Here is a 17,125-nt window from a genome sequence, read left to right as displayed (position 1 = left end):
CGATACGCCAGGCGAGGCCGGTCGATCCGGCCTCGCCTTTTTTAACCGACAGAAGCAGCAAGATCGCGCTGCGAGCGCGGCGATGACGGGGAACAGCCGATGAGCACGCAAGCCAGCAGGCCTTTGGCCGTCCCGGATATCGCCGGCTCTCCGCAGGCTGCGCCCTACGATCCCGAGCACGGCCTGCCGGCGACCTTCGGCCAGGGCTGGAAGGGAAGGCTGCTGTTCTGGATCGCGGTCGCCTTCTCGGCCTTCCAGATCGTCACCGCCTTCGGCATTCCGCTCGACTTCCGGATCCTGCCGGCGATCGCCTGGCTGACGCCGATCCTCCTGATCCGGATCGCCTTCGTGCTCTGGCTCGGCTGGATCCTGCTCGGCGCGGCCCGCGGCCGGCCCAATCTCGAGGCGGTCCTCGCCTTCCTCACCCTGTTCGGCGCCTTCGAGCTGGTGACGCTCTATACCGGCACCTTGCCGAACCAGGTGCTGCGCACGCTGCATGTCGGCTTCCTCAGCCTGACCGCCTGCGGCCTGCTCGCCAATGCCGACGAGACCTCGCCCCCGGCCCGGGCCTTCTGGTGGGCGGTCGGCGTGCTCGGCTTCGCCATCGGCCTCTATCATTGGTGGAACTACAACGAGCTGGTGAACCGCGCCGGCGAGCTGACCCATGCCGACATGGTGGTGGGCCTCGGCGCGCTCGTCGTGCTCTTCCTCCTGGTCTGGCGGGCGATGGGCATCGCGCTGCCGCTGGTCGCCGGCACCTTCCTGGCCTATTGCCTGTTCGGCAACTACCTGCCCGCACCTTACGACCATCGCGGCTACAGCCTGGAGCAGGTGGTCGAGCAGATGGCCTTCGGCACCGAGGGCCTCTACGCCACGCCGACCGCGGTCTCCGCCACCTTCATCTTCCTGTTCATCCTGTTCGGCGCCTTCATGGAGCGCGCCGGCGTCATCGACTTCTTCAACGACATCTCGATGGCGGTGTTCGGCGGCAAGCAGGGCGGGCCGGGCAAGGTCTGCGTCGCCTCCTCGGCGCTGATGGGCACGGTCTCGGGCTCCGGCGTCGCCAATGTCGTCGCCTCCGGCCAGTTCACCATTCCCCTGATGAAGCGTTCCGGCTTCAACGGCGCCTTCGCCGGCGGCGTCGAGGCGACTTCGTCCATGGGCGGCCAGATCATGCCGCCGGTGATGGGCGCCGTCGCCTTCATCATGGCCGAGACGATCGACGTGCCCTATTCGAAGATCGTCGAGGCAGCGATCATCCCGGCCCTGCTCTATTTCGCCGCCTGCTACTGGGCGGTGCATCTGGAAGCCGGCAAGCTCGGCCTCCACGGCTTGCCGAAAGCGCAGCTGCCGAGCGCGCGCGCCGAGATCCGCAAGAACTGGTACCTGATCGCCCCGCTCCTGGTGCTGGTCTATCTGCTCTTCGCCGGCTTCACCCCGCTCTTCGCCGGCGCGATCGGGCTCGCGCTGACCGTCGCGCTGATCCTCGCTCTGGCGATCTCGACCGGGCTCACCACACCCGCTTTGCGTATCGTCTTCTGGGTCGGCTTCGCGCTGATCTCGGCGGCTTCGATGGCGATCAGCATGGCGACCGTGCTGATGGTGGTGCTCGCGCTCGTGCTCTGGAACGTGCTGCGCGGCCGCTCCGGCCGCGAGGTCCTGGAATCCTGCGTCGCGGCGCTGGCCGACGGTGCCCGCCAGGCCCTGCCGGTCGGCCTCGCCTGCGCCCTGGTCGGCATCGTCATCGGCACCATGACCCTGACCGGCCTCGGCACCATCTTCGGCTCCTGGCTGATCGGCATCGGCAAGAACTCGATGTTCCTCGCCCTCGTCCTGACGATGATCTTCAGCCTGATCCTCGGCATGGGCATCCCGACCATCCCGAACTACATCATCACCTCCTCGCTGGCGGCGCCGATCCTGTTGCAGCTCGACGTGCCGCTGATCGTCAGCCACATGTTCGTCTTCTATTTCGGCATCATGGCCGACCTGACGCCGCCGGTGGCGCTCGCCGCCTTCGCCGCCGCGCCGATGGCCAAGGTCTCCGGCATGAAGATCGGCGTGCAGGCGGTGAAGATCGCCCTGCCCGGCTTCGTCGTGCCCTATATGGCGGTCTACGACCCGACCCTGATGCTTCAGCCGGTGGCTGGCCTCTCCGGCGCGAGCTACTGGCTCGCCGTCGCCTATATCGTGATCAAGGCGACACTCGCCATGGTGCTCTGGGGCGCCGCCTTCGTCGGCTATTTCGTGCGGCCCCTGGCACTCTGGGAGCGCGTGGCCGCGGCGCTCGCCGCGGCCCTCCTCGTCGCCGCCCTGCCGATCACCGACGAGATCGGCTTCGCGCTCGCAGCCCTGCTCATCGGCCTCCATCTCTGGCGCGCCAAGACAGCGGAAGAACCGGCGGCATGAGCATCTGCCTCGCCGCCGGAGCCCTGCTCGTGCCGCTCGGCGCCGGCGAGATCACCCTCGCCTGGCGCCATTCGGTCGAGAAGACGCTCTGGGAAGAACTCTGGCGCGAGAGCCCCGACGGGCTCGTCCTCGCCGAGGCGCGCGTGCAGGGCTCGGGCGCTGGCATGGATCCGCCAGAGGGGGCGAGGCTGGCCGACGGCTTCTGGCGCTGGCAGCCGAAATTGCCGGCGCTGCGCGAGGTCGTGATGCGCCGTTCCGGCGCCACGGCCGACTGGCGCGTCTGCGTCGGGAATTCCTGCCATGCGATGGCGGAGCTGATTCCGGCCGAAGCCGATCCGGTGGTGCTGAAGCCCTGTCCGTGACGGCTCAGTGGGGCGGGTGCAGGCGCTCGATCTTCACCACGCGGCGCATAAAGGCGACCATGCCATAGGCGGCGAAGCCGGAGAACAACGCCATCAGCACATAGGCGACGATATGGCCGAGCTCGAACATGCCGGCGAGTGCCCAGCCCGAAGCCAGGGCGACCCCGAACAGCTCGACCCCGATCAGGATCGCCATCGAGATCACCAGGATCATGTTGCGCCAGTTGGTACGCCCTGCGGCCATGCTTCCATTCCTCGGACCCATGCGTAGACCGCCTAGCCTAGGCGGCGGCGGCATGCAACAAAATCGCGCCCGATCGGCAAATGGTCACCGCTACCCCGAATGAAAAGAGCCTGATGTCCGAGTCTCCCGTCTTCGCCAGCGCCGCGGTCGCCGCTCCCCATCATCTCGCTTCGGAGGCCGGCCGGGCGATCCTTGCCGAAGGCGGCAACGCCATCGAGGCCATGGTCGCCATGGCTGCGACGATCGCCGTCGTCTACCCGCATATGAACGCGATCGGCGGCGACGGCTTCTGGCTGGTGCACGAGCCCGGCGGCAAGGTCCACGCCATCGAGGCCTGCGGAGCCGCCGGCTCGCTCGCCACGATCGAGCGCTATCGCGAAAAGGGCTACGATACCCTGCCGTCCCGTGGCGCCGATGCGGCGATCACGGTCGCCGGCGCGATCGGCGGCTGGCAGGCGGCCCTGGCGCTCGCGCAAAGCCTCGGCGGTCGGATGCCGCTGAAGGATCTCCTGGCCGACGCCATTCGCCATTGCAGCGAGGGCTATGCCATCTCGGCTTCCGAGCTGCGCACCTGGCCTCAGGAGATCGAGGCGGTGAAGGCGGCGCCCGGCTTCAGCGAATTCTTCTGGCCGGGCGGCGAGCGCCCCAAGGCCGGCGACCGGCGCAAGCCACAGGCGCTCGGCGCGACCTTCGAGCAGCTCGCCCATGCCGGGCTCGACGATTTCTACCGCGGCGATATCGGCCGCGAACTCGCCGACGACCTCGAACGCCTCGGCGCGCCGATCAGCCGTTCCGATATCGAGGCCTTCCGGGCGCGCGCGGTCCAGCCGCTGTCGCTGAAGCTGCCGGGGCTGACCGCCTACAATTTCCCGCCGCCGACACAGGGGCTGGCGGCATTGCTGATTCTCGGCATCTTCGAGAAGCTCGGCGTCGCCCGGGCCGAGAGTTTCGACCATCATCACGGGCTGGTCGAGGCGGTGAAGCGGGCGCTGGCACTGCGCGACCAAGTGATCACCGACCCCGCCTTCATGACCATCGACCCGGCGAGCCTGCTGAGCGAGGCCGTCCTCACCCGCGAGGCGCAGAAGATCGACCGCCGCCGCGCCGCGAGCTGGCCCTTCCGGCCCGGCGAGGGCGACACGGTCTGGATGGGCGCGATCGACGGCTCCGGTCTCGCCGTCTCCTATATCCAGTCGATCTACTGGGAGTACGGCTCGGGCTGCATCCTGCCAAAGACCGGCATCAACTGGCAGAATCGCGGCGTCTCCTTCTCGCTCGACGCCAAGGCGCTCAACCCGCTGGCGCCGGGCCGCAAGCCCTTCCACACGCTCAACCCGCCGCTGGCGCGCTTCGACGACGGCCGGATCGTCTCCTATGGCGCGATGGGCGGCGACGGCCAGCCGCAGTTCCAGGCCCAGATCCTGTCGCGCTACCGCTTCGGCCAGAGCGTCGCGGATGCCGTCGACGCGCCGCGCTGGCTCTTCGGCCGGACCTGGGGCGCCGGCTCGATCTCGCTCAAGCTCGAAAGCCGCTTCGACCCGATGCTGCTGGCCCGGCTGACCGCCGCCGGCCACCCGGTCGAGGAATACAGCGAAGCCTATTCCGACCAGTTCGGCCATGCCGGCCTGCTGGTCAAGCACCAGAAGGGTCATGTCGAGGCGACGCATGACCCGCGCTCCGACGGTGATGCCAGGGGGATCTGACACGCGATGATCGAGGACGATCCGTTCCGCTGTTTCGTGCCCTATCCGCCGGCGAAGGTGAGCCACGCCTCCTCCGGAGCACTCTCGGGCCTGACCCTGGCGGTCAAGGACCTGTTCGACATCAAGGGCTATCCAACTGGAGCGGGCTCGCCGACCGTGCTGGCGCAGTCCGGCATCAAGACCAGGACGGCGCCGGTGGTGAAGGCGCTGCTCGATACCGGCGCCCGCTTCGTCGGCAAGACCCATACCGACGAGCTCGCCTTCTCGCTCAACGGCAAGAACGCACATTTCGGCGCGCCGGTGAATCCGGCGGCGCCAGACAGGATCACCGGCGGCTCCTCCTCGGGCTCGATGGCGGCGGTCGCCGGGCGGCTCGCCGACATCGCGCTCGGCTCCGATACCGGCGGCTCGGTGCGCGCACCGGCGAGCTATGGCGGGCTGTTCGGCATCCGCCCGAGCCATGGCCGCCTCTCGCTGAAGCGGGCCTGGCCGCTGGCCGAGAGCTTCGACACCGCCGGCTTCTTCGCCCGTGACGGCGAGACCTTCGCCCGTGTCGCCGAGGTCCTGTTCGGCAAGGACCGCGTGACGCTTCCGGAACGGCCGCGGCTGCTGCTCGCCGACGACCTCTTCGCCCAGGCGGTGCCGGAAGCCGAGCGGATCCTGCGCAACGCCGTACAGCGCATCGTGCCGCTGCTCGGCCAGCCGCAGAGCGTCCGCGCCGTGCGCGACATGGACGCGCTCTACTGGGCCTTTCGCTGGCTCCAGGGCCGCGAGGCCTGGACGGCCGACGGGCCGATGATCGAGCGCTTCGCCCCGCCGCTCGGCCCCGGCGTCGCCGAGCGTTTCGCCTTCGGCCGCTCGGTCAGCGACGCCGAGGTCGCGCGCGGCGAGGCCGTCCGTCGCGACTTCCGCGCCAGGCTCGCCAAGCTGCTCGGCCAGGACGGCGTGCTGCTGCTGCCGACCGTGCCGGACATCGCGCCTCTGGTCAGCGCCGGCGAGAGCGAGCTCGATGATTTCCGCAACCGGGCCCTGCGCCTGCTCTGCCTTGCGGGGCTTTCGGGTTTCCCGCAGATTTCGATTCCGGTGGCCCATCGCGACGATGCCCCGCTCGGGCTTTCGGTGATCGGGCCGAAGGGCTCGGACAAGTCGCTCACCGCCTTCGCGGTCAGGGTCGAGCGGGCGGCGAGGATCAGGCTGGCCTAGCGATCAGCCGGGCATGAGGAGGAGGCGGCGATGAGCGGCCACGACCACCATCATCACCACGATCATGACCACGACCACGACAACCATTTCACGCCGATCGAGGCGCGGGTGAAGGCGCTGGAATCGCTGCTGGTCGAGAAGGGCTATGTCGACCCGGCCGCGCTCGACGCCATCGTCGAGACCTATGAGACAAGGGTCGGCCCACGCAACGGCGCCCGCGTCGTGGCGAAGGCCTGGAGCGACCCGGCCTATGCGGAGCGGCTGAAGCAGGACGGCACCGCCGCCGTGGCGGAGCTCGGCTATGGCGGGCGCGGCGGCGAACACATTGTCGCCTGCTTCAACACGCCGGAAGAGCACAACCTGATCGTCTGCACGCTCTGCTCCTGCTATCCTTGGCCGGTGCTCGGCCTGCCGCCGGTCTGGTACAAATCCCCGCCCTACCGCGCCAAGGCGGTGATCGACCCGCGCGGCACCCTCGCGGATTTCGGCGTCACCCTGCCCGAGGGCCAGCGCATTCGCGTCTGGGATTCGACCGCCGAGACCCGCTTCATCGTCATCCCGATGCGCCCGGAGGGCACCGAGGGCTGGTCCGAGGGCGAGCTGGCGGAGATCGTCACGCGCGATTCGATGATCGGCGTCGGCCTGCCCAGCGCGGTTTCGGCGAGAAAGTAAGCGGTCTTGCGTCCGAAGTGCGCCATGCCGAACTGGCTTGGGAGGATACGCCATGAACAGCGCCCATGATCTTGGCGGCCATATGGGCTTTGGCCCTGTGGTTCCGGAGGAGAACGAGCCGATCTTCCATGCCGATTGGGAGAAGAAGGTCCTCGCCATCAATGTCGCGGCCGGCGCGATGGGAGCCTGGACGATCGACGGCATCCGCCATGCCCGCGAGAGCCTGCCGCCGGCGCAGTATCTGTCGTCGAGCTACTACCAGATCTGGCTGGCGGCGCTCGACAAGGTCCTGGTCGGGCACGGTTTCCTGAGCGAGGAGGAGCTGAAATCAGGCATCCCCGGCAGCGCACGCCGGGAGCCCAAGCGCGTGCTCAAGGGCGAGGAGGTGCCCGCCGTGCTGCGCCGCGGCTTCCCCTATGAGCGCGAGGCCGCCGCGCCGGCGCGCTTCAAGCTCGGCGACGCGGTCCGTACCATCGTCATGCATCCGCAGCACCATACCCGCCTGCCGCGCTATGCCCGTGGCAAGCAGGGCGTGATCGAGCGCATCACCGGCTGCCATGTCTTCCCGGACACCGGCGCCCATGGCGCGCCGGAGACGGCGCAATGGCTCTATACCGTAGTCTTCACCGGCCCCGAGCTCTGGGGGCGCGACGCCGACCCGGCCTCCAGCGTCAGCATCGAAGCCTGGGAGAGTTATCTTGAGCCGGCCTGATTCCGCCCTCGCCGAGGCGCTTGCCGCCGATACCCCGATCCCGCGCGACGCCGAAGGCCCGGTCTTCGCCGAGCCCTGGCAGGCGCAGGCCTTCGCTCTGGTCGTCGCCCTGCAGAACCGCGGCGTCTTCAGCGCCGATGAATGGGCGCAGGCACTCGGCGCCGAAATCCGCGAGGCGCTCGCCGCCGGCGGCTGCCGCGATGGCTCGGATTATTACGAGCGCTGGTGCGAGGCGCTCGAGCATCTGCTGATCGCGAAGGGCCTGACGAGCCATGAGGGCGTCGACGCCCGCAGCGCCGCCTGGGAACGGGCCGCAGAGGCGACGCCGCATGGCAAGCCGATCCTGCTGGAGAACGACCCGCAACGCTGATGCCCCGGCCGGGCACAAGGCCGGAACTTCGCAGAACCGCTTCGCGCGACGAAGCGAAAACGGGAGGGACGCAGCATGAAGACGGTTCTCACCGGCCTGACCGCCCTGGCCGCGGCGGCTCTGTCCCTTCCGGCTGCGAGTCCGCCGGCCCATGCCGCCGACCCGGCGCTCAACACGATGATCCCGAAGCTGACACGCGGCACGCAGTGGACGCAGAAGTCGGCGGTCGCGCTGCAGTTCCCGACGCACCACCCCCAGGGCATGGTCAGGATCGGCGACGCTTTCTTCATCTCCTCGGTCGAGATCAAAAAGCCGACGACCCGCTATCCCACCCTGCAGGACGGCTATGACCGCGACACCGGCGAGGGCGTCGGCCATCTCTTCAAGGTCGATGCGCAGGGCAAGCTTCTCGGCAGCGTCACCCTCGGCGAAGGCTCGATCTACCACCCCGGCGGCATCGACTTCGATGGCAAGGACATCTGGGTCCCGGTCGCAGAATACCGGCCGAACAGCCAGTCGATCGTCTACAGGGTCGATCCCGAGACGCTGAAGGCGACCGAGGTCTTCCGCTTCAAGGACCATGTCGGCGGCATCGTCCACAACACAGACGACAAGTCGCTGCACGGCGTCAGCTGGGGCTCGCGCCGCTTCTACAAATGGCCGCTCGACGGCGAGGGCAGGGTAACCAATGCGGCGACGACGCCCGAGGCGCTGCGCGTCGCCAATCCCGCGCTCTATATCGACTATCAGGACTGCCGCTATATCGGCATGAGCCGGATGCTCTGCTCGGGCCTTAATGCCTACAGGACGACGAAGGACGGTCCGGTCTTTCGCCTTGGCGGGCTCGAGATCGTCGACCTCAAGGACAACAGGCCGGTCTATCAGGTACCGGTCGAGCTCTGGTCGCCGAGCTCGGGACTGCCGATGACGCAGAACCCGTTCTGGGTCGAGCCCACGGCCGAAGGCCTGCGCGCCTATTTCATGCCGGACGACGACAGGTCGACGCTGTTCACCTTCGAGGCGGCGGTGAAGTGAGATTGGTTCACTACCGCCTCCCCGTCACGGTCGGGCTTGTCCCGACCATCCACGTCTTCATTCCTGAAGCGTTGTGTTCGAGACGTGGATGCCCGCCGCACGGGCGAGCATGACGATGTGATCAGCTGCCCTGCCCGGCCGCCCAGAGGCCGAAGAGCAGGGCAGCGCCGAGCACGGCGACGAAGGCGGCCGCCAGCACTTCGAGTCCGGCGATGATGCGCACGCCCGTGAGCGAGCCGCCGCCGGCGAGGCGCAGCGCCGCGAATTTGAAGAACACCGCAAGCGCAGCCAGCGCTCCGGTGGTCAGCGCCGTGCCGAGCGCCATGGCGAAGGTCGCGGCGATGCCGGCCCAGAACAGGCCCTGCGCATTGGCGAAGACCAGGATGATCAGCGCCCCAGCGCAAGGCCGCAGCCCCGCCGCGAAGACGACGCCGGCCATCTCGCGCCAGGAGCGCAGGCGCGAGATCTCGTCGGGACCGGGCATGTGGACATGGTCGCAGGAGGCCGGGTCATGCGCCGCGCCGCCGCCGAGCGCGACAAAGCTGCCAGCCTTGCGCCAGAGCACGTAGAGCCCGACCAGCGCCACCAGCGCGAAGCTGCCGAGCTCGATCACCCGTGTCGTCGCGGCCATGGTCTTCGCCGTCGCATTCAGCGCGAGGGTGAGGGTCCCGACCAGCCCGATCGCGACCAGCGCCTGGACGAGCGCCGCCGCGAAGCTCAGGGCGAGGCCGCGCCGCAGGCTGCGGTTATCGGCGACGATATAGCCCGAAATCACCGCCTTGCCGTGGCCGGGGCCGGCGGCGTGGAAGACGCCATAGCCAAAGGCCAGGCCGAGCAGCGCCGGCAGCGCGGCCGGCGACCCTGCGATCGCCTTCAGCGTCGCCGTCAGCTCGCGATAGAAGCTCGACTGCCAGGCGAGGATGACCGCGCCGAGGCCAGAGGTCGCCGGCAGGGCCTCGCGCGGCAGCGCCGTACCGAACGGGTTGCGCGGCGGTGGAGGCGGCGGCGGGAAATAGAGGCTGAGCAGCCAGGCGATCAGCCCGAGCGCGCCAGCGACCAGGGCGAACGCCAGCACGGCGACGCATAGCCGGCGCGGCAGGGCGGAGAGGCCCGGCGCGGCATCGACGCTCAGGGACATGCCACCAAGGCGCGCGTCGTGACCACATAGGCGCTCATGTCCGGCGTCGCGGTGATGTCTTCCTGCGCCAGGCGCTGCTGCGTCGCCGTATCGAGCTTGGGCGGGCGCATCACCCGCACGACGCAGCCCTTCGGGGCATCGCGCGTCGTCACCGCATCGGCCTCCGCGCCGACCTCGAAGGCGACGAAATAGGTGGGGTCGCCGATCTCGATGCCGAAGGAGCGGTTGGCCGCGGCCGGTGTCTTCAACGGCAGGGTGAAACTCAGGGTCAGCACCTTGTTCTCGTAGACCAGGCCTTCGTCACGCGGTGTGCCGAAGGCCTGCGTCTTGCCGTTCGCCTTGGCGGCGGTGAAGAAATCGACATCCGGCAGCGATTCGATATTGACCTTGGCGAGCTCGGCCAGCTCGTCCGGCGTCAGCTTGCCGTCGCCATTCTTGTCGAGCCCCTGGACCATATAGGCCGAGTAAGCCTCGTCGAAGCTCCAGCGATGGCGCAGCGCCTGCACCATACCGTCGGGCGCATAGATGATCTCGGTGCGCGAGGTCACGAAGACATGCGGATGCGCCGCGGCCGGCGGAACGAGGCCGAGCCAGGCGATGACGGCGCAGAGCGCGAGCGATCCGGTCTGGCGACGCGGCACGGTGGTATGTCCTCGAATCTGCGACGGAATCGGCGATCCATGCTAGCAAACGCACGCACTTCGCGCCTAGCCCGCAATCGGCTGCGAGGCCTGCCCAGCCTTCCCCCGCAAAGGCGGCCAAATCGCGGCACTGACGGCGCAGTCTGGCATTGGACCAAACTGATTTGACGGCACCCGCGCAGTATGACAGCAATACTGACATAATAACGGGTTGGAGGCCGGCGATACCGTCCCCATAATCCCTGCGGGGTTCGATCTTCGGGAGGTCGCTCATGGCCGAGGCGCAGCAGGACTCCGGGACCGGTGCGCTCCGCGCCGTCTCCCTCGACGACAAATACGACCTCTCGAAGCAGCAGATCTTCCTGACCGGCTCGCAGGCCATCGCCCGCATGCTGCTGGTCCAGCGCGAGCGCGATCGGCAGGCTGGGCTCAGCACCGCCGGCTTCGTCTCCGGCTATCGCGGCTCGCCGCTCGGCGGGCTCGACCAGCAGCTCGCCCGCGCCGGCAAGCAGCTCAAGGCCGCCGACATCGTCTTCCAGCCCGGGCTCAACGAGGACCTCGCAGCGACCGCGATCTGGGGCACGCAGCAGGCCGAGCTTTCCGGCGAGGGCAAGCATGACGGCGTCTTCGCACTCTGGTACGGCAAGGGCCCGGGCGTCGACCGCAGCGGCGACGTCTTCCGCCATGCCAACATGGCCGGAACCTCGCGCCATGGCGGCGTGATCTGCCTGCTCGGCGACGACCACACCGCCGAATCCTCGACCAACGCCCATCAGACCGAATTCGTCCTGGTCGACCGGATGATGCCGATCCTCAACCCGGCCGGCGTCCAGGAGATCATGGACTACGCCCTGCACGGCTTCGCGCTCTCGCGCTTCGCCTCGGTCTGGGTCGGCATCAAATGCGTCAAGGACAACATCGAATCGACCGCCTCGGTCGACGGCTCGGTTGAGCGCGTCCAGATCGCGCTGCCCGATGATTACGTCATGCCGCCGGGCGGGCTCGGCATCAGGCGCGAACTCGACTTCCTCGACCAGGAGAAGCGGCTTCACGTCCACAAGCGCGAGGCGATCCTCGCCTATCTGCGCGCCAACAGGCTCAACCAGACCATCCTCTCCGGCGGGCAGGCGCCGCGCATCGGCATCATCACCGTCGGCAAATCCTATCTCGATGTCCGCCAGGCGCTGGAGGAACTCGGCCTCGACGAGGTCAGGGCCAATGATCTCGGCATCCGCCTGTTCAAGGTCGCCTGCCCCTGGCCGCTCGATCCGGCCGAGCTCAAGGCGTTCGCTGCCGGGCTCGACCTCGTCATGGTGGTCGAGGAGAAGCGCTCGCTGATCGAGGTCCAGCTGCGCGAGGAGCTTTACGGCTCGGCGCACCAGCCCATGGTGATCGGCAAGAAGGACGAGAAGGGCGACTGGCTCTTCCCCGTCCATGGCGCGCTCGACCCCAATGACGTCGCGATCGCGCTCGGCGCCCGCCTGCTGCAATACCGCGACGATCCGGCGTTGCGCGCCCGGCTGGAGGTGATCGCCACCGCCCAGGGCCGACTCGCCGAGGCGATCGAACTGGCGAAGCGCACGCCCTATTTCTGCTCCGGCTGCCCGCACAACACCTCGACCGTGGTGCCCGAGGGCGCGCGTGCCTCGGCCGGGATCGGCTGCCATTTTATGGCGCTCTGGATGGATCGCGATACTGCCGGCTTCACCCAGATGGGCGGCGAGGGCGCGAGCTGGGTCGGCGAGGCGCCGTTCTCGAAGCGCGGCCATATCTTCCAGAATCTCGGCGACGGCACCTACACCCATTCCGGCTCGCTTGCGATCCGCTGGGCCGTCGCCTCGGGCGTCAACATCACCTACAAGCTGCTCTACAACGACGCCGTCGCGATGACCGGCGGCCAGCAGGCCGAAGGCCATCTTTCACCCGACCAGATGGCCCGCCAGGTCGCGGCGGAAGGCGTCGCCCGCATCGCCGTCGTCTCGGACGAGCCGACGAAATACCCGCCGGGAACGCTCTGGCCGCCCGGCACGACGCTGCACCATCGCGAGGATCTCGACGCCGTCCAGCGCGAGCTCGCCGCGACGTCCGGCGTCACGCTGCTGCTCTACGACCAGACCTGCGCCACCGAGAAGCGCCGGCGGCGCAAGCGCGGCGCCTATCCCGACCCGGACAAGCGCGTCATCGTCAACGAGCTGGTCTGCGAGGGCTGCGGCGATTGCGGCGTGCAGTCGAACTGCGTCTCGGTGCAGCCGCTCGAGACCGAGTTCGGCCGCAAGCGCCAGATCGACCAGTCGAACTGCAACAAGGATTTCTCCTGCGTGAAGGGCTTCTGCCCCTCCTTCGTCACCGTGCATGGCGCCCGGCCGAAGAAGGCGGAGCCGCGCGCAGTGGGCGCCTCGGCGCTCGGCGCCAGCGATCTGCCCGAGCCCGAGGTGCCGGCGCTCGATCGCAATTTCGCGATCGTCGTCACCGGGGTCGGCGGCACCGGCGTCGTCACCATCGGCGCGATCCTCGGCATGGCGGCGCATCTCGAAGGCAAGGGCTGCGGCATGATCGACATGGCCGGCCTTGCCCAGAAGGGCGGCGCCGTCTTCAGCCATGTCCGGCTCGCCCCGACGCCGGACGAGATCCACGCAATCCGCGTCGCCGCCGGCCAGGCCGACCTCGTGCTCGGCTGCGACCTCACCGTCACCGGCTCGAAGAAGGTCTTGGGCGCGATCCGCCCGGGCTCGACGGTGGTGGTCAACACCGCCGAGAGCCTGCCGGGCGACTTCACCCGCAATGCCGATTTCTCGCTGCCGACCGAGCGTCTGAAGCGGGCGATCCTGTCAGCGTCGGGCCGCGAGCACACCCATCTCGTCGATGCGACCGCCGCGGCCGTCGCCTTCCTCGGCAATGCCATCGCCGCCAACATGTTCATGCTCGGCTATGCCTGGCAGCATGGCGGGGTGCCGCTCTCGCGCGCATCGCTCCTGCAGGCGATCGCGCTCAACGGCGAGGCCGTGGCGATGAACCAGCAGGCCTTCGAGCTCGGCCGCCGTGCCGCGCACGAGCCGGCCGCCCTCCTCGCCGCGCTCGCAGAGGCGAAGGCCCCGACGCAGGCGCGCCAGCTCTCGCAGACGCTGGACGAGGTCGTCGCCCGCCGCGTCGACTTCCTCACCGGCTACCAGGACGCCGCCTATGCGGCGCGCTATCGCGAGCTCGTCGAGAAGGTTCGTGTCAGGGAGGCGGGCATCCTGCCCGGCCAGAGCGCATTGGCCGAGAGCGTCGCGCGCAATCTCTTCAAGCTAATGGCCTACAAGGACGAATATGAGGTCGCGCGCCTCTATAGCGACGGCGCCTTCCGCAGGCAGCTCGCCGCGACCTTCGAGCCCGACAGCGCCTCCGGCCAGAAGCTGCGCCTCGAATTCCATCTCGCCCCACCGCTTCTCGCCAAGGCCGATCCGAACACCGGCCTGCCGCGCAAGCTGAGCTTCGGCCCCTGGATGATGGGCGCCTTCGGCCTGCTTTCGAAGCTGAAGGGCCTGCGCGGCACCGCCTTCGACGTCTTCGGCTACACGCAGGAGCGCAAGACCGAGCGAAAGCTGGTCGCGGATTACGAGGCGCTTCTGAGCGAGATCCTGACCAAGCTGGCGCCAGAGAACCATGCGCTCTGCGTCGCTCTCGCCGCGATCCCGGAGAAGATCCGCGGCTTCGGCCATGTCAAGGAACGCCATCTGAAGCAGGCCAAGGCCGAAGAAGCCGAGTTGCTGGTGCGCCTGCGCGACGGTTCGGAGGCGGCGCTCGCCATGCCGAAGGCCGCCGAATAGACTTGGTCACCCGCCCCTTGTTCCACGCCTCCGGCCGGCACATCCGCTTGAGTTTGCCTGCTGGCTCGCCGCATACTCAGCCTCAGGCGGGCCGCGAGGCCCGCACCCTGTCTCCGGCGAGCCCGCTTTGATCCCAGCCGAAGAACTGCGCCAGATCGCCTCCTGGTCGCTCGAGCTCACGCCCGAGGAGTTCGATGAGGCGCGGCGCGGGACGACGATCAAGACCTATGGCAAGGGCGCCTATCTCTGCCATGTCGGCGACCGGCTCGAATCCTGGACCGGCGTCGCCGACGGGCTGCTCAAGATGAGCACGACCTCGCGCACCGGCAAATCGGCGACGCTCGCCGGGCTGCGCAGCGGCGCCTGGTTCGGCGAAGGCACGATCATCAAGAACGAGCCGCGACGTTATGATCTCGTCGCCCTGCGCGAGAGCAAGGTGGCGCTGATGCGGCGCCAGACCTTCATCTGGCTGTTCGAGCACTCCGCCGCCTTCAACCGCTTCCTGGTCCACCAGTTCAACGAGCGCCTCGCCCAGTTCATCGGCCTCGCCGAATATGACCGCATGCTCGGCGCGACCGGACGCCTCGCCCGCAATCTCGCCTGGCTGTTCAATCCGATCCTCTATCCGAGCCAGGAGCGGACGCTGGCGATCTCACAGGAAGAGCTCGGCCTGCTCGCCGGGATCTCCCGGCAGATGGCCAATCAGAGCCTGGCGAAGCTCGCCGAGCTCGGGCTCGTCGAAGTCGGGCACAACGAGGTGACGATCCTCGATCTGGAACGCCTGGCTCGCTACGAGGGCTGAGGCGCGCCGGCGCGGCCGGGGCTCGCCGCCCGGTCGGCCGGTCCCCGCATGCACACCACGCAGGGCAGTCAATCCAAGACCGGTATCGACCGCGACGAGCCATTGCAGGAAGACCCGGATCAACGCTGCAGTCTCGCCGGACGATCGAACGGTCGGCCGGAGGGCATGAACAAGCCCGCAGCGAGGCTGGGAGGAACTGGCTTGAAGCTGCCACTATGGGGGAGCGCGCTGAGCGCGACGCTCCTCGTGCAGGTCGTGAGCTCCTTCGCCGCCGCGGCCATTCCTCTCCTGGGTCCGCTTCTCACGCAGCGCTGGAACCTGCCGCCCGAGAGCATCGGCTATATCTCGGCGACCGTTTCGATCGGCATCTGCTGGTGTCTGGCCTGCGGCGGCCCGATGCTCGATCATCACGGGCCGATCCGGACCCTCCAGCTCGGCCTGGCCTCGATCGGCCTGGGTCTGCTTCTGCTGTCTCAGCCGATCGCGCTGCTCGGATTTTGCGGCGCCCTGTTGATCGGCCTCGGCCTCGCCCCCAACAATCCGGCGGGCAGCACGATGCTGATGCGCACCGCCCCGGCCCGACATCGCAATCTGATCTTCTCGATCCGGCAGGCCGGCGTCCCCCTCGGCGGCGCCATCGCCGGCATTTCGGTCGCCCCCGCAGTGCTCCTGCTCGGCTTCGGCAAGGCGATCTGGCTGATCGCCGCGATCGTCTTCCTCAGCCTTCTGGCCGTACAGCCCTTTCGGCAACGTCTCGACACGGAGAAGGGGCCGGCGAACCGGGCATGGGCGCGGACCTTCCTGTCACCCTCCGCATTGCGCAGATCGGCCGCGGTCATCCGCTCCCATCCTTCGCTGCCGCTGCTCACCGCTATCGGCATCGCCTTCTCGATCACGCAGGCGAGCGTCCAGGCCTTCACGGCGACCTATCTGGTCACCAACGGCAAGGATCTCGCCGAAGCCGGCACCTTCGTCGCGGTCCTGCTCGCCGCCAGCACGGTTTCCCGCATCGTCCTCGGCTGGCTGGCGGACAAGCTCGGCCGCAACCTGCTGCTGCTTTGCCTGCTGGCCCTGGCGGCGAGCGCCGCACTGGTACTGCTGGTCTGGTCGGCTGGAGCGCCTGCCTGGACGGTCTATGTCTGTGTTTCCTTCGTCGGAGCGACGTCACTGGGCTGGAACGGCATCTACATGGCCGAGCTGGCACGGCTTGCCCCGCCCGCGCAGATCGGCGAGGTGACTTCGGCCGCCAATCTCTTCGGCTTTCTGGGCTCGGTCTGCGGGCCGCTCGCCTTCGCTGTGATCGCGAGCGCGACGGGCGGCTTCAACTGGCCCTATCTCATCGTGGCCGGCCAGCTGGCCGTCTGCGCCATCCTGGTATTGCGGCTGCGCAACTGGCGGTGAAGCCGCGGCCGGACGCGATAATCCGCCGAGGGCGCGCATGAGGCCAGCCTTGGAACCGGGGCCGTGCCCAGATCCGCGCGCCTCCTGGCGGACACGAATTGGTGATCCGCCGCTTTGTGAGAGCATTTCCCAGATCGCCGCGCGGCCGTTCGCTCGACAAGGCTCTATGAATCCCCGCCCGGCGCGAAGAAGCAGAGCAACTCGCCGGCATCGTTGATGCACAGATGCCAGAGTCCGTCCGGCGACAGGCGGGATTTCTCATAGGGGATTTCGAGGATCAGCAGTTCGCGGCGCTCGCGCGGCCACATCGGATGGCGGCCGGGGGCGATCGTCACGACGAAGCCGGGCGGGCCGGCCCGCACGGCGCTCGCATCGATCCGCGCGCAATCGGCTCCCGAGCAGCAGGCGAAGGGATATTCCCAGCCGCTGGGGGCCTCATGCGCACAGCTGCCCGTCGCCCCCGGGGCGAGCAGGATCGCGAAGGTGATCGAGGCAAGAAGGCGCATGGGCCGGTCCCCATGGCCAAACTCCCGCCTGAATGCGGTGGATCGAAGGCACTGCGCCGTTGCGGCGCCGGCCCGACTCCGCCCGAACCTCGCCTTGCTTGGTTCGAGCCCTTGGAAG

At 68.5% G+C, this 17,125-nt stretch carries 15 protein-coding genes; 11 read left to right on the top strand and 4 right to left on the bottom strand.

Going from position 1 to position 17,125, the window contains the following annotated elements:
• Positions 1 to 99: 99 nt before the first annotated feature.
• Complete coding sequence (locus tag AC3RCC_RS02705; protein WP_492257509.1) at positions 100 to 2,409, top strand: TRAP transporter permease; 2,310 nt, start codon at positions 100 to 102, stop codon at positions 2,407 to 2,409.
• Positions 2,406 to 2,771 carry a DUF1850 domain-containing protein gene (locus tag AC3RCC_RS02700; protein WP_291635572.1) on the top strand — a complete coding sequence of 122 codons (366 nt, stop codon included), beginning with the start codon at positions 2,406 to 2,408 and terminating at the stop codon, positions 2,769 to 2,771. Before AC3RCC_RS02705 ends, AC3RCC_RS02700 begins: the two co-directional genes overlap by 4 nt.
• Positions 2,772 to 2,775: 4 nt before the next feature.
• On the opposite strand, the gene AC3RCC_RS02695 is transcribed toward AC3RCC_RS02700, so the two are convergent.
• A complete protein-coding gene (locus AC3RCC_RS02695) occupies positions 2,776 to 3,015 on the bottom strand; it encodes a hypothetical protein (RefSeq protein WP_291635570.1) in 240 nt (79 codons plus the stop codon).
• Positions 3,016 to 3,128: 113 nt separating this feature from the next.
• Here AC3RCC_RS02695 and AC3RCC_RS02690 point away from each other — a divergent pair, with 113 nt between their 5' ends.
• The 6 genes from AC3RCC_RS02690 (at position 3,129) to AC3RCC_RS02665 (ending at position 8,710) form a co-directional block, all read left to right on the top strand.
• On the top strand, positions 3,129 to 4,718 hold the full coding sequence (locus AC3RCC_RS02690) for a gamma-glutamyltransferase family protein (RefSeq protein ID WP_291635568.1): 1,590 nt from the start codon (positions 3,129 to 3,131) through the stop codon (positions 4,716 to 4,718).
• Positions 4,719 to 4,724: 6 nt separating this feature from the next.
• Entirely contained in the window at positions 4,725 to 5,921 is a 1,197-nt protein-coding gene (locus AC3RCC_RS02685; RefSeq protein WP_291635566.1) for an amidase, read from the top strand.
• A 30-nt stretch (positions 5,922 to 5,951) separates the two neighbouring features.
• Positions 5,952 to 6,593 carry a nitrile hydratase subunit alpha gene (gene nthA, locus AC3RCC_RS02680; RefSeq protein WP_492257508.1) on the top strand — a complete coding sequence of 214 codons (642 nt, stop codon included), beginning with the start codon at positions 5,952 to 5,954 and terminating at the stop codon, positions 6,591 to 6,593.
• A 52-nt stretch (positions 6,594 to 6,645) separates the two neighbouring features.
• Entirely contained in the window at positions 6,646 to 7,305 is a 660-nt protein-coding gene (gene nthB / locus AC3RCC_RS02675) for a nitrile hydratase subunit beta (RefSeq protein WP_291635562.1), read from the top strand.
• The gene (locus AC3RCC_RS02670) at positions 7,292 to 7,675 is read left to right on the top strand and encodes a nitrile hydratase accessory protein (protein ID WP_291635560.1); all 384 of its coding nucleotides are present in this window, start codon (positions 7,292 to 7,294) and stop codon (positions 7,673 to 7,675) included. Before nthB ends, AC3RCC_RS02670 begins: the two co-directional genes overlap by 14 nt.
• A gap of 75 nt (positions 7,676 to 7,750) precedes the next feature.
• Positions 7,751 to 8,710 carry a DUF6454 family protein gene (locus AC3RCC_RS02665; protein ID WP_492257507.1) on the top strand — a complete coding sequence of 320 codons (960 nt, stop codon included), beginning with the start codon at positions 7,751 to 7,753 and terminating at the stop codon, positions 8,708 to 8,710.
• Between the two features lie 121 nt (positions 8,711 to 8,831).
• Here the strand turns inward: AC3RCC_RS02665 and AC3RCC_RS02660 are convergent, their stop codons facing one another.
• Complete coding sequence (locus AC3RCC_RS02660; RefSeq protein ID WP_492257506.1) at positions 8,832 to 9,848, bottom strand: nickel/cobalt transporter; 1,017 nt, start codon at positions 9,846 to 9,848, stop codon at positions 8,832 to 8,834.
• Positions 9,839 to 10,489 (bottom strand): DUF1007 family protein, encoded by a 651-nt coding sequence (locus tag AC3RCC_RS02655; RefSeq protein WP_291645885.1) that lies wholly within the window; start codon positions 10,487 to 10,489, stop codon positions 9,839 to 9,841. The genes AC3RCC_RS02660 and AC3RCC_RS02655 overlap by 10 nt, the downstream gene beginning before the upstream one ends.
• 272 nt (positions 10,490 to 10,761) lie before the next feature.
• Between AC3RCC_RS02655 and AC3RCC_RS02650 the strand changes: the two genes are divergently transcribed.
• From AC3RCC_RS02650 to AC3RCC_RS02640, 3 genes are all read left to right on the top strand, one after another.
• Positions 10,762 to 14,298, top strand: a complete 3,537-nt coding sequence (locus AC3RCC_RS02650) for an indolepyruvate ferredoxin oxidoreductase family protein (protein ID WP_492257505.1) — start codon at positions 10,762 to 10,764, stop codon at positions 14,296 to 14,298.
• A 127-nt stretch (positions 14,299 to 14,425) separates the two neighbouring features.
• The gene (locus tag AC3RCC_RS02645) at positions 14,426 to 15,100 is read left to right on the top strand and encodes a Crp/Fnr family transcriptional regulator (RefSeq protein ID WP_291635550.1); all 675 of its coding nucleotides are present in this window, start codon (positions 14,426 to 14,428) and stop codon (positions 15,098 to 15,100) included.
• 201 nt (positions 15,101 to 15,301) lie between these two features.
• On the top strand, positions 15,302 to 16,501 hold the full coding sequence (locus tag AC3RCC_RS02640; protein ID WP_492257504.1) for an MFS transporter: 1,200 nt from the start codon (positions 15,302 to 15,304) through the stop codon (positions 16,499 to 16,501).
• Between the two features lie 164 nt (positions 16,502 to 16,665).
• On the opposite strand, the gene AC3RCC_RS02635 is transcribed toward AC3RCC_RS02640, so the two are convergent.
• A complete protein-coding gene (locus AC3RCC_RS02635) occupies positions 16,666 to 17,007 on the bottom strand; it encodes a hypothetical protein (protein ID WP_291635547.1) in 342 nt (113 codons plus the stop codon).
• Positions 17,008 to 17,125: the final 118 nt, after the last annotated feature.

This window comes from Allobosea sp. GW823-FHT01F03 (genome assembly GCF_058798075.1).
Note: the sequence above shows the minus strand (reverse complement) of the source record. Positions and strands in the feature narration are given on the sequence as shown.

Bases quoted from the DNA above. Each gene is read 5' to 3' on its own strand.
- nthA (WP_492257508.1), top strand. From the start codon at position 5,952: ATGAGCGGCCACGACCACCATCATCACCACGATCATGACCACGACCAC.
- AC3RCC_RS02665 (WP_492257507.1), top strand. From the start codon at position 7,751: ATGAAGACGGTTCTCACCGGCCTGACCGCCCTGGCCGCGGCGGCTCTG.
- nthB (WP_291635562.1), top strand. From the start codon at position 6,646: ATGAACAGCGCCCATGATCTTGGCGGCCATATGGGCTTTGGCCCTGTG.
- AC3RCC_RS02700 (WP_291635572.1), top strand. From the start codon at position 2,406: ATGAGCATCTGCCTCGCCGCCGGAGCCCTGCTCGTGCCGCTCGGCGCC.
- AC3RCC_RS02650 (WP_492257505.1), top strand. From the start codon at position 10,762: ATGGCCGAGGCGCAGCAGGACTCCGGGACCGGTGCGCTCCGCGCCGTC.
- AC3RCC_RS02635 (WP_291635547.1), bottom strand. From the start codon at position 17,007: ATGCGCCTTCTTGCCTCGATCACCTTCGCGATCCTGCTCGCCCCGGGG.
- AC3RCC_RS02705 (WP_492257509.1), top strand. From the start codon at position 100: ATGAGCACGCAAGCCAGCAGGCCTTTGGCCGTCCCGGATATCGCCGGC.
- AC3RCC_RS02695 (WP_291635570.1), bottom strand. From the start codon at position 3,015: ATGGCCGCAGGGCGTACCAACTGGCGCAACATGATCCTGGTGATCTCG.
- AC3RCC_RS02660 (WP_492257506.1), bottom strand. From the start codon at position 9,848: ATGTCCCTGAGCGTCGATGCCGCGCCGGGCCTCTCCGCCCTGCCGCGC.
- AC3RCC_RS02690 (WP_291635568.1), top strand. From the start codon at position 3,129: ATGTCCGAGTCTCCCGTCTTCGCCAGCGCCGCGGTCGCCGCTCCCCAT.
- AC3RCC_RS02685 (WP_291635566.1), top strand. From the start codon at position 4,725: ATGATCGAGGACGATCCGTTCCGCTGTTTCGTGCCCTATCCGCCGGCG.